Origin of the sequence: Pseudoalteromonas sp., from assembly GCF_041629635.1 — a bacterium.
In the GTDB taxonomy this organism is placed as follows: domain Bacteria; phylum Pseudomonadota; class Gammaproteobacteria; order Enterobacterales; family Alteromonadaceae; genus Pseudoalteromonas.
This window is the reverse complement of record NZ_JBFKMX010000015.1, coordinates 17,171-30,882: the sequence shown is the minus strand read 5'-3', so window position 1 is coordinate 30,882 and position 13,712 is coordinate 17,171. Positions and strand designations below refer to the sequence as shown.

The 13,712-nt window shown below is 40.1% G+C and carries 12 protein-coding genes; 2 read left to right on the top strand and 10 right to left on the bottom strand.

What is annotated here, in order from left to right; genetic code table 11:
* Positions 1-9: 9 nt before the first annotated feature.
* Positions 10-819, bottom strand: a complete 810-nt coding sequence (gene mutM, locus ABYD77_RS04005; protein WP_372767222.1) for a bifunctional DNA-formamidopyrimidine glycosylase/DNA-(apurinic or apyrimidinic site) lyase — start codon at positions 817-819, stop codon at positions 10-12.
* A gap of 8 nt (positions 820-827) precedes the next feature.
* Positions 828-1,286 (bottom strand): hypothetical protein, encoded by a 459-nt coding sequence (locus ABYD77_RS04000; RefSeq protein WP_372767220.1) that lies wholly within the window; start codon positions 1,284-1,286, stop codon positions 828-830.
* A gap of 155 nt (positions 1,287-1,441) precedes the next feature.
* Between ABYD77_RS04000 and ABYD77_RS03995 the strand changes: the two genes are divergently transcribed.
* Together ABYD77_RS03995 and ABYD77_RS03990 are read left to right on the top strand one after the other, a co-directional pair.
* Entirely contained in the window at positions 1,442-2,362 is a 921-nt protein-coding gene (locus ABYD77_RS03995) for a manganese-dependent inorganic pyrophosphatase (RefSeq protein WP_372767218.1), read from the top strand.
* 157 nt (positions 2,363-2,519) lie between these two features.
* Positions 2,520-4,508 (top strand): diguanylate cyclase, encoded by a 1,989-nt coding sequence (locus tag ABYD77_RS03990; RefSeq protein ID WP_372767216.1) that lies wholly within the window; start codon positions 2,520-2,522, stop codon positions 4,506-4,508.
* A 69-nt stretch (positions 4,509-4,577) separates the two neighbouring features.
* Here the strand turns inward: ABYD77_RS03990 and rpmG are convergent, their stop codons facing one another.
* The 8 genes from rpmG to ABYD77_RS03950 form a co-directional block, all read right to left on the bottom strand.
* The gene (gene rpmG, locus ABYD77_RS03985) at positions 4,578-4,733 is read right to left on the bottom strand and encodes a 50S ribosomal protein L33 (RefSeq protein ID WP_005493124.1); all 156 of its coding nucleotides are present in this window, start codon (positions 4,731-4,733) and stop codon (positions 4,578-4,580) included.
* A 12-nt stretch (positions 4,734-4,745) separates the two neighbouring features.
* The gene (rpmB, locus tag ABYD77_RS03980; protein WP_010562023.1) at positions 4,746-4,982 is read right to left on the bottom strand and encodes a 50S ribosomal protein L28; all 237 of its coding nucleotides are present in this window, start codon (positions 4,980-4,982) and stop codon (positions 4,746-4,748) included.
* A 350-nt stretch (positions 4,983-5,332) separates the two neighbouring features.
* Entirely contained in the window at positions 5,333-6,391 is a 1,059-nt protein-coding gene (locus ABYD77_RS03975) for an efflux RND transporter periplasmic adaptor subunit (protein WP_372767213.1), read from the bottom strand.
* Positions 6,392-6,402: 11 nt separating this feature from the next.
* Positions 6,403-9,525: an efflux RND transporter permease subunit gene (locus tag ABYD77_RS03970; RefSeq protein ID WP_372767211.1), complete on the bottom strand. Its 3,123-nt coding sequence runs from the start codon at positions 9,523-9,525 to the stop codon at positions 6,403-6,405.
* Positions 9,526-9,687: 162 nt separating this feature from the next.
* Positions 9,688-10,545 carry a sulfurtransferase gene (locus ABYD77_RS03965; protein WP_372767209.1) on the bottom strand — a complete coding sequence of 286 codons (858 nt, stop codon included), beginning with the start codon at positions 10,543-10,545 and terminating at the stop codon, positions 9,688-9,690.
* Complete coding sequence (locus ABYD77_RS03960; protein WP_372767207.1) at positions 10,545-11,327, bottom strand: YggN family protein; 783 nt, start codon at positions 11,325-11,327, stop codon at positions 10,545-10,547. The genes ABYD77_RS03965 and ABYD77_RS03960 overlap by 1 nt, the downstream gene beginning before the upstream one ends.
* 60 nt (positions 11,328-11,387) lie before the next feature.
* The gene (locus ABYD77_RS03955; RefSeq protein ID WP_372767205.1) at positions 11,388-11,903 is read right to left on the bottom strand and encodes a DUF1566 domain-containing protein; all 516 of its coding nucleotides are present in this window, start codon (positions 11,901-11,903) and stop codon (positions 11,388-11,390) included.
* A gap of 13 nt (positions 11,904-11,916) precedes the next feature.
* Positions 11,917-13,605 (bottom strand): DUF1566 domain-containing protein, encoded by a 1,689-nt coding sequence (locus ABYD77_RS03950; protein WP_372767203.1) that lies wholly within the window; start codon positions 13,603-13,605, stop codon positions 11,917-11,919.
* Positions 13,606-13,712 lie beyond the last annotated feature (107 nt).

Sequence of the window (13,712 nt, the reverse complement as noted above, 5' to 3'; positions counted from 1 at the left end):
AACAATACTTTATTTCTGACATCGCTTGCAATAAACAGTGCTCCGTTGTCCTTGGCGAATTTCGAGCAGCGGCTCTTTGCAGGTTACACACGGTTCACCTTTACGCCCATATACCAATAACTTCTGAGCAAAATAACCTGGCTTGCCATCGGTTTGGGCAAAGTCTTTCAGTGTTGTGCCACCCTGTTCAATTGCATCCGCTAACGTTTGTTTTACGATAGGCACTAATTGTTGGTAACGCTTTTTAGAAATTTTACCTGCAGCGCGTTTAGGGTGAATACCCGCTTTAAATAAAGACTCATTGGCGTAAATATTCCCCACGCCAACTACCACGCTGTTATCCATCAAAAACTGTTTAATCGCAGTTTGCTTTTGTCGTGATTTTTCATACAAATAGTCAGCATCAAATTCGTCTGTTAATGGTTCAGGGCCCAATTTTAGTAAGCTACTATGAACTTCCCCCAGAGGTTGCCATAAACAAGCACCAAAGCGACGAGCATCATTTAGACGTAGCACTTTGCCATTTTCGAGCTCTATTTCGATATGATCATGTTTTTTGAGTGGCACAGAATTATCGACCACCCGCAGATTCCCCGACATGCCCAAGTGTAAAATAACACTGCCTGTATCGACACTAATCATTAAGTATTTCGCGCGGCGGCTAATGTCTGTAATTGTTTTACCTTCAAGTAGATAAACGTCATCTGGCACCGGCCAACGCAATTGCGCTTGATGCACACGTACTTGTTTAACCGTTTGCTTTAGCATATGTGGTGTAATGCCTAAACGGCTCACTTCAACTTCTGGTAATTCAGGCATAAAAAACTCTAAAACTCCGTGGTAGGAAATAACTGATTACAGGTTTGTTTATCTAATTTTAAACGACGCGCTTGATTATCATCAACAAAACAACCGTCTGGCGTAGTAAATACGTCAAACACCAAACTGCGATCATAACCTGCAATGTTAAGTTCCACGCTTGCGAGTACCAAGGACTTTTCATCAACTACCGGAATCACCTCACCCGTTGCTTGTCGCCAGTTTAAATCTAGCAATTCAATATCAAGATTTAGCTGCTTATTAGTGCGCCAACTCGTGCCAATACGTTCAATTTTGAAATCACTGTATTGATAGGTCAGTACTGTGCTATTAGCTGGCAACAATGATTGAACAGCCTCTTCCGAAGACGACATAATTTTATGATGCAGTCCATTAAACAAAAAAATCATTATCAACATGGCGAAAATAATAACGTTATTCCAACCAGTTCTTCCTAATCTGATCATTGAGAGCCTGATTACATCTAATTAAGATTTAATAAGTCTATATTAAACAAATAGTTTTATCACCTTAATAAGTAATACCAAATGAGTAGTTTCTGTCGCTGTTAAAAGGTTATTTTTTTGCTAAACTATGCGCCAAAATTTAAGGAGTTCCGTCCATGGCAATGTATGTAGTGGGTCATAAGATCCCTGATTCTGATTCTATCTGTGGTGCAATTGCACTTGCATATTTAAAGAATCAAATTGGTGAGGAAGCAATCGCAACACGTTTAGGCGATATATCACCAGAAACACAGTTTATCCTTGATCAATTTGGTTTTGAGGCACCTGAGCTAAAACTAAGCTATGCAGGTGAAGAGGTTTACATTGTAGATCACACTGAAAAAACACAAGCACCAGATGATATCGACGAAGCAACGGTTGTTGGCGTTGTTGATCACCACAAACTTGGCGACCTAACGACTTCAACACCGCTTGAATGTTGGATCCGCCCTGTGGGCTGTTCAAACACTATCATCAAAATGATGTATGACTTCTACGGAGTTGAAATCCCGAAGAACATTGCAGGCCTTATGTTAGGTGCGATTTTGTCTGACACAGTTATTTTTAAATCACCAACATGTACAACCGCTGACATTAAGTGCGTTGAAGTACTTGCTGAAATTGCTGGTATTGAAGATTTCAAAGCATTCGGAATGGAAATGTTTAAAGTGAAATCAGCTGTTGAAGGCACACCTGCACGTGACCTAGTAATGCGTGATTTTAAAGACTTCAACATGAATGGTAACCTAGTTGGCATCGGTCAATTAGAGGTTATCGATTTAGCTGTTTTTGATGATATTAAAGCAGACCTTGAGGCGGATATCGTAAAGCTTAAAGCTGAAGGCAACCGCCACTCTGTATTCTTATTGCTTACCGACATTATGAAAGAAGGCTCACAAATGCTTATCGCATCTGACGATGAAGGTATTGTTGAAAAAGCGTATGGTGTTGCGCCCGAGCAAAGCCGCGTATGGTTAGATGGTGTACTAAGCCGTAAAAAGCAAGTTGTACCTCCTCTACAAGATGCATTTGCTTAATTAAGCTGACAAAATCTTTTAGAAGGCGCATAAAGCGCCTTTTTTTCACCCCACCCTATTCAATAATTAGTCAAGCCTTTCATAACATTCTATGATTAGATAAATTGTACATATTAAGTTTGCAATGTTATTTATTCGGTATTGTTTACTGCTATTAATGCTTCTTCCTCTTTTTGTTTCAGCTAGTGAGGCAGAAGAAGTAATGCAGCAACATATCAGTACACATATCCAAAAGCACGCAAACTTAGCTTTCTCGATGTTCGAACAGGAAATTGAAAAGATTTCAATAGAGTACTATCACGATAATCAAAAAATATTATCTGCGCTGAACACCTTTGCCAATGACACCCCCGCGAAATCCACAGAAGATCTTGCTTATTTACTTGCTTATCGCTGTTATTTAGAACTCACAACAAACAATAAAAAAAGTTATGAACAAACCCAAAGTACCTTATCTAAGTTAATACTATCGACAGCATCCAATCCATCTATTCAGTCTGCATCTAATTTTTGCCTGTCTTGGTTATACTATTTTGAAAATAATACGCAACAGTATGACTTCCATATTGAACAAGCTTTTAACTATGTATTAAGCAGTCAGTCAGCCGTATTAAAATATTGGATTGCTACCACCTTTTCAATTATGGCTCAAGACACAGGAAGGCACTCTGCAGCAATTGAAGCTGCTAAATTAGCCTTAGCTATTGCGCATGTAAATAACGATAACTATCGTGCAGCAACAAGTTCTGCAATTATGGCTATTTCCGAAGCTGAGTTAGGCTTTTATGATGACGCACTCGCTAACAATCAGCTCGCCATCGATTGGTATACCAGTGTTGATAATAAAATCGCCATTCTCAGACTTTATCAAAATCGCGGTTTTATTCTTAATAGCCAAGGTAACACAGATCAAGCAAAATCCATTTACCTAAATTCTATAGAGCAAGCAAAACATCTAAATCAACAAGATGCAATTCACGAGATTTATAGCAATTTAGCCTCAATTGCCTTCACAGAAGTTGAGCTTGCATTATCGAACGACTATGCTGAAAAAACCTTAGCCTATGCTATAGAAAACGATTACAAAAGCTTAGCAGCACATGCTTATGCGATTATGGCAATTAACTATGTATATCTAAACAAACTAGGAGTGGCCGAAGACTACTTCGAACGTGGCAACAGCTACTTCGAAGAATACAAAATGATCAGTCAACTGGCTGATAATTATAAGTCTTGGTCAGAGGCCATGGCCAGCATCAAACATTATGAAGCAGCATATAAAGCTCATCTTCGCTATAAATCTCTGAGCGATAAAATATTTAATACCGAACGAGAAAGCCGTATGTTACGTATTAAAGAGCTTTACCAAGCAACACAAAAAGATCAAAAGATAGAAAAGTTAGCATTTGAAAATCAGCGTAAAAATATCGAAATTGAAAAAAAATCATTAGAGCAAAAAATTGGGGTTTTAAGTGCCACCACTGCATTGTTAGCGTTTGTTATGCTGTCAATTTTTTATCGTAAACTCAAAAGCTCAAATCAAACCCTTACTAAGTACAATATCAAACTTAGTGAAGAACGTTTTATTGACCCGCTTACAGAAAGTTTAAACCGCCGTTTCTTCGAAGTGCAACAACGTGAACGTATATTAAATACCAGCGAGGTTAGTTTTAGCTTATTTGCACTTGATATTGATCATTTTAAAAGAATCAATGATAACTATGGTCACGCCTGTGGTGATTATGTATTAAAAGTGTTTTGTAAGCGTATCCGCAATTCGATTCGTCAACATGACAATTTAATTCGTATGGGTGGAGAAGAGTTTTTGTTAGTCATTGAAAACAGTAATTATGATAGCGACGCAAAACTACTAAAAAAGCTAATGTTATTAGTAAATAGTGAATCCATAGAATTTGAACAACACAACTTGACCATTTCAATGTCGGTGGGAGTTGCTTCAAATGTGTCTATTTATGATGAAAAGTCATTGGATATCGCACTTGAGCTTGCTGATCAGGCGTTATATAAGGCGAAAAATTCAGGCCGAAACCAAGGTGAGTTATTAGATTTACACTCAATCCCTCTTGCAAACGTAATTAATAACTACGAGTTGATAGCTAGTAAAACAATTCACGGTAATAAATAGAACTAAAATTTAGACAATAAAAAACCCAAGATAAACTCGGGTTTTTTTAATTCTTTCAGCAAATCACAATTACTTGATTTTTGCTTCTTTGAAAATCACGTGTTTACGTACTTTTGGATCGTACTTTTTGATTTCCATTTTTTCAGGCATGTTACGCTTGTTTTTGTCGGTAGTGTAGAAATAACCAGTACCAGCAGTAGAAACTAAACGGATCTTATCACGCATGACTCAAGCTCCTTATACTTTTTCGCCGCGAGCACGGATATCAACTAATACCGCGTCGATGCCTTTCTTATCAATAATACGCATACCTTTAGTAGTAGTGCGTAATGTAACGAAACGCTTTTCGCTTTCAACCCAAAAACGGTGTGTTTGTAGGTTAGGTAAAAAACGACGCTTAGTCGCATTGCGAGCGTGTGAACGGTGGTTACCTACCGCTGGACGCTTACCTGTAACTTGACAGACTTTAGACATGTCTATATATCTCCAATAACTTCGCTCGAGCTAAATCTTTTCTTCCGAGGTTTTGTGTACGTTTCTGCCCCGGAAATAATCAAAGGGCGCTCTTTATACAGCAAATACAGGCTAAGATCAAGAAACCCGATCTTTAGTTCAGCTCATGTGTAAATTTGATAGCGGCTAATTATAGAGATCTCTTGCCCTAAGGGAAAGCAAAACTTGCGTTTATTTTCACTATTTCTGCGAATTAAATAAAACAGCCTGTTTTTTCGAGTTTTCTTTTTACAAATAGAACCAAATTAGCCTGCTAAAATGCTAAAATATATGTCAATATGAGGATTAACTTCATTACAAAACGCAAAAAATTATTCTTGCACTAACACTTCTTGTCCTGAAGTTAATCTTTCAGCGCCTCTAGTGGCAACTTTGTCACCTTGTTTTAGCATGTTTTGTTCTACAGGGCGCACTTCAATTTTTGAGCCTTGCCCTTGCCCTACAGCAACAGCCACCTGCAGTGCTTTATTATCCGCTTGGATTTTTACAACATGCACTCCCGGTTTTCGTAAAATTAATGCATCGCGTTCCACCAGCAAACTTGGGGTCGTTTTTTCAATATTGAAATCAACATCAACCAATTGACCGCTCGCCCACCCTTTATGGTTTTTGCTTAGTAGCTTTGCTCTTACTTCAAACGTTTGAGAACGAGAGTCGGTGGCTGGAATTACTGCAGTTAGGGTAGCGTCAGCTAATTGTAAATTATCAAAACTGTCACTACTTAACGTGACTTTTTGACCAAGTTCTGCATATGCTAAATATTTAACGGGCACATAAAAGCGCACCTCTAAATTATTAATATCTATGAAGTGAACTAGTTTATCAGCACGATTTGCATCACTACCCGCAAGTAAAAAGCGCTTGCTAACAATGCCATCAAATGGCGCAACAACCGTTGCTCGTGCCATGCGATCTTCAATTTGTTTAAGTTTTACTTTTGCCAGCTCAATATCAGTCAGCGCTAAGTCATGTTGGCTTTGTACTAAATCAACTTGATTCGCCGCTGCACTGCTCGTGTTAGCTAACTTTTTAAGCCTTTCAAGCTCTTGACGTTGGTAAGTTAAATTAACCTCAGCACGTTTAATCATGATGCGCTGCTCTGCAGCTTCAAGCTCTAGTGGTAGCATTTCAATGCGTGCAATGGCATCACCTTGCTTAACTATTGCCCCCGGCTCTGCAACAAACGCCAATTTACCTGCTGTGCCCATCGTTAAATCCACATCGCCTTTGCCACGTAATGTGCCGTTTAGCACCAAGGTTTGAACCAATGGCGCTTGTTCCACTACATTAACAGCAACCGTAGGTAGTGCATAAAGAGGCGCAACAAAAAGCGATGAAGCAACTAACAATGTATTAAATGGTTTATTCATCTTGGTGTCCCCTACTTATTTGCAACCAGATCTAATGATGTTTTGTTATTTTTAGTGTTTGCCTGTTGTAATTTTGGTGGCGTTTGTTTGCCAAGCAGCAATAAACTTGGCATCAAAATCAAGGTAAATAAGGCACTAATAGCCATTCCACCAACAATCACCGTAGCAAGTCCTCGGTAAATTTCCGAACCCACGCCCGGCATAATCATTAGTGGCAGCATGCCAAATAAACTTGTTAAGGTACTTAAATACACAGGGCGGGCACGGATAAGCACCGCATTTTCAACCGCTTCGCGGCGTGTTAACCCCTCACGTTCACCTTGGCGTGTTTGGTCTACTAATAAAATGGCATTGTTCACAACCAGCCCGAGTAAAATAATAAAGCCAATCATGGTAAGTAAATCGAGTGACTGAAAACTCACAACATTGAGCGCTGCCAGTGCCAATATGCCGCCCGCTACGGCCAGAGGCATAACTAACAATACCAACAGACTATCGCGAGCCGATTTAAACAGCGCCGTCATCAACAAAAATAAAATAAATAGCGCAAGCACAAAGTTGTAGGCCATTTCTTCAATTGCTGAATTCATTTTTTGCGCATTACCCGCCAAAATTGCGTTTGCTGAGCGAGGTAAATTTTCACGCACAACTGGCATTACTTGCTCTGTTAGTATTTTTTGCGCTTGTTGTAAGCTCATATCATTTGGTGGTGTAATTTGAATACTCACCGTACGATAGCCATTGACGCGACGTAATTGTGATGGCCCCACTGTACGTTCAATTGTTGCCAACTCACCCAACGTTTGCACGCCAGCAAGTGGCGTAGTAATTGGTAGGTTTGCCAATTCTTCAGGGCTTTGCCAGGGTGTTGAGCGCAAAATAACATTCATACGTTCATTACCATCAAAATATTCACTGATAAACATGCCGCTGGTAAAAGCTTGCACTGCACTTGCGACTTCGCGACGGGTTAAGCCTGCTTGGGTGATGCGCCTATCATTTGGTGTGAGTCTCAGTTCTGGCTCGGCCATATTCAAAGAAGGTTGCGGCTGTGCCATTGCCTCAGGCATGGCTTTTTTCACTTCAGCCAGTGCCAATTGGGCTGTCGACATTAATTGCTCCATATCGGAACCCTGTAAATCAATACTTAATGTACGACCATTGCCACCATTTGCCACTTGGATCATTGAGCCTCGAAATAAAAAAACTTGGGTATCTGGCAATTCTGCGAAGATTTCTTCACGTGCAACCTGCATCAATTCTTCTACGCGCTGAGCGTCTGCAGAGTAAATAAAGCCACCAGCATTTGAGCCAAACACATAAAAATTAAAATCTTTAATAGCTGGCGTTTTTTCACCAAGGTAATAAGGCATCAAACGCTGTTTTACTTTTTCAGCCAGCTCCTCTTCCATATAGTCAATATTGGCACCTGCTGGTGTTACTAAACTATAAAAGAAACCATCAGTTGGTGCGCGTGGCATAAAGTCAGTTTGCGGTACTAACGTATATATCACAATCACAGACCCACCAAGTAAACCCACAACCCAAGATACTTGCTTAGTATGAGTACTGGTCAGTCGCATAATGAAATTGGTCAGTTTGCGCCAATATGCATGAAACTTATCATCATTATTTTCATTAGCTAACAGGTATTTAGTTGCAATTGGAATAATGCTGATAGCACTAATTAATGAGGCAATTACCGCAATAGAAAGCGTTAACGCCAAATCTGAAAAGAGCTGACCTTCAATGCCAGCCATAAATAAAATCGGCAAGAATATCGCTACACTGGTTGCAGTTGAGGCGAACAGGGCGCCACTGACTTGAACCGCTCCTTTTAAAACGGCTTGTTTGCGGGCCATGCCTTCTTGCATGAGTCGAGTGATATTTTCTTGTACAATAATCGCGGCATCGAGTACTAAACCCACAGCAAACGCCAATCCTGCCAACGACACCACATTTAAGCTGCGGTTAAAAATACTTAGCGCTAAAAAAGCCACCATTAACGACACCGGAATTGTCGATGCAATTATTAACGTTGTACGCCAACCTCTGAAAAACAACCACAAAATACCGCAGGCTAATAATACACCTAGGCCAAGGTTACTTTTTACCAACTGTAACGCATTACGAATATGCACTGAGGCATCGTAACTTAATTCAATCGCAAGCCCTTCTTGAGCTAATATGCCCTCGTTTAATTCTTTTATTGTCGCATTAAGTTGATCAAGCACTGCAACGGTATTAGATTCATTAGCCCGCGTAAGGGTAATGTAATACGCCGGTTTGCCATTTCGCAACGTCATAGCACGGCGATCTGTTACCGTATTTTCGATTTGTGCCACATCGCCTAAGAAAATCGCGCGTTCACCTGAATAACCAATGCGCATTTGCGTCATATTATCAACGTCATATTGGCCAGTAAAACGAACGGTATATTGGCGACGGCCAACATCGGCGATACCACCTGAAGTATCAGTAGAAGAAGCCAAAGTTTGGCTAATTTGATTTAAACTAACGCCTAGCGCAGCTGCTTTATGAGGGTCAAAGGTAACTCGAAGTTCGCGCGGCCGTTCACTTGCTAAGTTAACAAACGCAACGCCTGGAATTTTTGCCAAACGCGGTTGAATTAATTCATCAATTTGTTTTTGGTAACGAGCCATATCAAGATGCCTGCTACTTTCGGTGGGCACAACCAGTAACGTTGCTGCGGTAGGGCCACCTGAACCTGGCCCTGCATTTCCACCCGCAGTAACAATTGGATCCATTGCATCTAATGGTAATGGAGGTGCTTGGTTTAGGCTGTTAAGCACATTTAGCATAGCCTCTTGCATGTCGCTGCCAACAGCAAAAGTTAAGTTAATAAAGCCTTGCCCTTGGTTTATTTGCGTATTTACCTCAAGCGCACCTGGGGTGTTTTTTACTGCATTTTCTAGTGGTTCAATAATCACCGATTCAATTTCTTCTGGCGCAGCTTGGCGCCAACCAGACATTATGGTGATTTGAGGTTGCTCAATATCAGGGGTTAATTGGATAGGTAGTTTAAAAATACTGATGGTGCCAAACAGCATAATCAACACTAAAATCACCAGCACACTGGCTGGATTTTTTAAGGAACTTCGCGTGATATTCATAATGATAATACAGGGGTATAACTAGGGGTAGTCTAGTTGTTTGTACCATCATTGCTAGCTGTAAATTGTGTGTAAATATTTCGAAAAGGTGAATAGACAAATAATCACGTTAAACTGCAAAGAACCGAACTAAATCATCTAAAAATGCAGTTTATAGATCATTTAGTTTTGCACGGTATCGATTGGCAGTAATTTATCTTTACCCCACTCGCTCCAGCTTCCGTCATATACTTTAACCTTGTGGAACCCAGCGATTTCTGCCGCTAAAGCCAAAATACAAGCTGTTACACCTGAACCACAGCTAAATATAAACTCTTTTGGAGCAGGCACTAATTCGTCAAAAATGCGTTTTAATTCAACCTCGTCCAATAACTTACCTTGATTTAACACACTAGCATAATGTAAGTTTAGAGAGTTGGGAATATGGCCACTGCGCATACCTTCCCTTGGCTCGGACTCTTGTCCACTAAAGCGCCCATAACCTCGTGCATCGACAATTTGAATATCATCATCACTAATGGCATTTAGTACATAGTGTTTATCAACAAATAACTGGCGGTCTTGTGTTACAACAAAATTACCGCCACCAGCGGGCTCTTTATGGTACTCAACGATTGCATAGCCCTTTGCATGCCATGTTGGCAAGCCACCACGCAAAATTGCAACATTATCAAACCCCATAGTTTTAAACATAAACCAAGCCCGTGCGGCAGAAAACAAACCTTGTTTATCATAAACAACCACGTATGAATTTCGATTTATACCTAGCTGCTGGATTTTTTGTTCAAATACAGCGGCACTTGGCATCATATTAGGGTTTGTAGCGCTTTTATCGACAATCTTGTTGCTAAAATCGAATCGCAGGGAATCTGGAATAACACCTGTCACGACATCATCAAATTTATTAACAGGATTATCCATACTGGCATCAAGTACAAATAGGTCAGCATCGCTTAGATGCGCGTTTAGCCATTCACAATCTATTTGAAAGGTACTGTTTTTAAAATCGTTTTTTGTCATTACAGGCTTAATCCTTTTACTTGTACTAAGTCAAAATCAGCTAGTTCTGGAACCAGTTGCTGCAACTTATCTTCCGTTTCATTTAATGTGCGTAAACAACCGCAGTATTCATTGGCTTTATCTTCGAGTTGCACAACTTTTTTCTGTAATGACTTATCAATTTCACCGGCAATAATGTCAATCCGCTCGCCCATACCACTAATTTTTTGTTCAATATTGCCTTCATTCGACTCAAAAGCATCACCAAGCGCAACTAAGATCGCACCCAGTGACCCATGTACCGCTGAATGAATTTTTTGACTGATTTCTTTTTCAAAAAAATCGTCTAATTTAGAAAGAGATTGAGGGGCAATGTAATAAAAGTCATCACCCACCTTAAACTTATCTTTAAGAGCGATTTCGACGTACTTTAATTGATCTTTGAGTACTTCAGGTTCTTTATCTGTAAAACCGGTAACCACTTGCTCAATGGCTGAAAGGCCAAGGTTAACGCCATCTGTCGCCAGTTTAACAAGCTCTGGAACCGTATTTCGTAAACCTTGACTATACTCTCTGAGAATAAGTTCTTCGTCTTGATTTAACTCAACCCAGCGACCTTTAATAAATAACTGCGAGTCATTGTTAATTTGCACATTGGTTTGCCCTTTATCAACAATACGAATAACGTCATTGGTAATGATTAACCCATGCCCCAACTCAACATCACATAACTCATCCGCAACTACTGAGTTTGCAAACGCGAACGTTGTGATTAAAAAGACCCCAAAGCGCACCAACTTCATAACAATTCTACCCCAAAGATAACTTGACAAGACTATCAAACTAACAAGGTGTATACAAAATCATTTCGCATAACGCATTAAACGTAAATGAATATCCGAAGCCTTACTTCTCAAATTAGTTTTACCACTATAGAAGGCGACAGCCCATGCTTGTGAGGCAGTACCTACACCACTGGTACTGGTCCAATAGTTTTGTGCAAGTGTTGCAGGAAAAAGTGTTTGATTTATCGCGGCATCAACACATTGGCGATCGACAATAGAACTTAACTCTTTAACATTAGGCAGTTGCCAATCATCAAAACCTGCATATTTATATTCTGATGCCATTTTCAATGCTTGTTGCCAAGTTAATTGCTCTAAACCACCTGTGCATGTTTGATTATTAGCATCCCAACTTTGACCAATACTGCACCGCATCCACATAATGCCTGTCAGATTATCCGTAACTGTACCGTCATTACTGATGGTAAATTGAGAAGTGGGGGTTGTTTCTGGCACTGTACTCAAACATATTTGAGCCAAAGCCGGAAATGCAAAAACATAACCCAAAAAACACGAAAGATTAATTGTACTCATAGTTGTTCCCCCTTTAATCATTGTTGCTGGTATCACGTACCAAACGCACGTAACCGAGATTTTGTTTGGGATAACCAACATCTTTACCTGTAATCATATCAATTGCCCAGGCAAATGCGCTTTGCCCACCTTCAACGCTGGTTTGCATTGTCCAATAAGGCACCACATCATTTATCAATTGAGTTGCTGTATTTGGAAAATAATCAGCAATCATGACACTTCCTGAACCTTGTTGCGCATAGTAAAGTAACGAACTTAGCTCGCGATGAGATGGCACACGCCAATTATTACCACCACAATAATTTGCTTCATTCACCTCTGTAATATATTGCTCTAAGCCGCAATTAACCGTACTTGGGCAAGAAATTCGTGCGGGTGCTTCCGCTCCGGTCTCCCCACCATTACTGACAGAACTTAAAAACCAGCTATAGCTATTTTGTGCTTCTCGTAATTGGGTGTTTGGCAATGTGCCATTACTCTCTTGCTTTACTTCCCAGATCAGCCCTGAAATATTATCTCTCACACAACTAAAGTCTGTTGCATTATCTGGTAATTCGCCTGCGAACTGGTCTAGTTTTGTAAAATCAAAGGCACCAGGACCGCTTCCTACTTTATCAAGCAAACTGGCATGTACATCTCGCCCTTTCGCCGCATCTTGACCGGGAAAGTCAGCCGAAACACAATTTGATAGTTCATTGCTGTTATCAAAACAGCGATGCATACCTGTATCATTAATTAAACCAAGGGCCTTAGGTTCTGCAAGCACTTGAGTTAGCGCGTTATCCGTGCGATTTCCTGCATCTGTAACCATTACTTCAAATATTAAAGTCTCAGGAGCATCTACATCAGGGACAATAAATTGTGTCTTGCAAAGCTCTGGAGTATTCAGACTGACGGAAACACCTGATTGTTGCACCCATGCACATGAGAAACTCCCATCAATACTGGTTGACTTTGATGCATCCAGAGTTACTGTTGAGAACTCTTGTGCGCTCTGATTTGCACCCGCATTGGCATACAGTAATTGATTACTTTGTTGTAATGTAAGGGTGAGTGAGTTGCTGTGCTTTCCTCCCTCATCATCCGTGATGGTCAGTTTAAAGGTAACATCTTCATTTTGGGCAAGTAGAGGATGAGTAAATGTTAAATTAGATAACGTGGTATTCGAGATTGATAGCGATGAACCTGCAATTTGTTGCCATAAATAACTTACGAGTTTGCCATTTTCATCAGGATCAAATGAATCTGCGCTTGATAGTACAATGGTGTCACCATATTGCGATGGTAAATTAAGTGGCGCAGTCTGTTTAATTGATACTACAGGCAGTAAATTAACTGAATTTACTGCAACGAACACCGTGTCACTTGCACTACGGTTATCAGGAGCAACGTATTCAACCGCCAATTCCAAAACTTGATCTTGCTTTACATCAGGTGCGGTAACCTCTTGCGTTGCCCCTTCTAAAGGAAACCCCTCAATTAATGGCCCACTTAATTGACGCCAAGTGAATTTACCACCTTCAGGGCTGGCAACGGCTTTTAATGAAAACGTTAATTTTTCATCGAGAGATATGTCAGCACCCGCATTCACAGACAGAGGAACAACAACTTCTTCAGATGAACTTGAACTACCACCACAGCCAACAATTAATAGCGAACTTACATATGTAAGAATAAAGGAGCTATGTCGATATTTTAGCATTTTGACACCTAAAAATTAGCTAACGGTTTGTCAAATTACACATGCAAAAAAGCAGCCAAAATTTAACAATTATGGCTGCTTTTTATTTAAGTCGAATTAAACGTTTC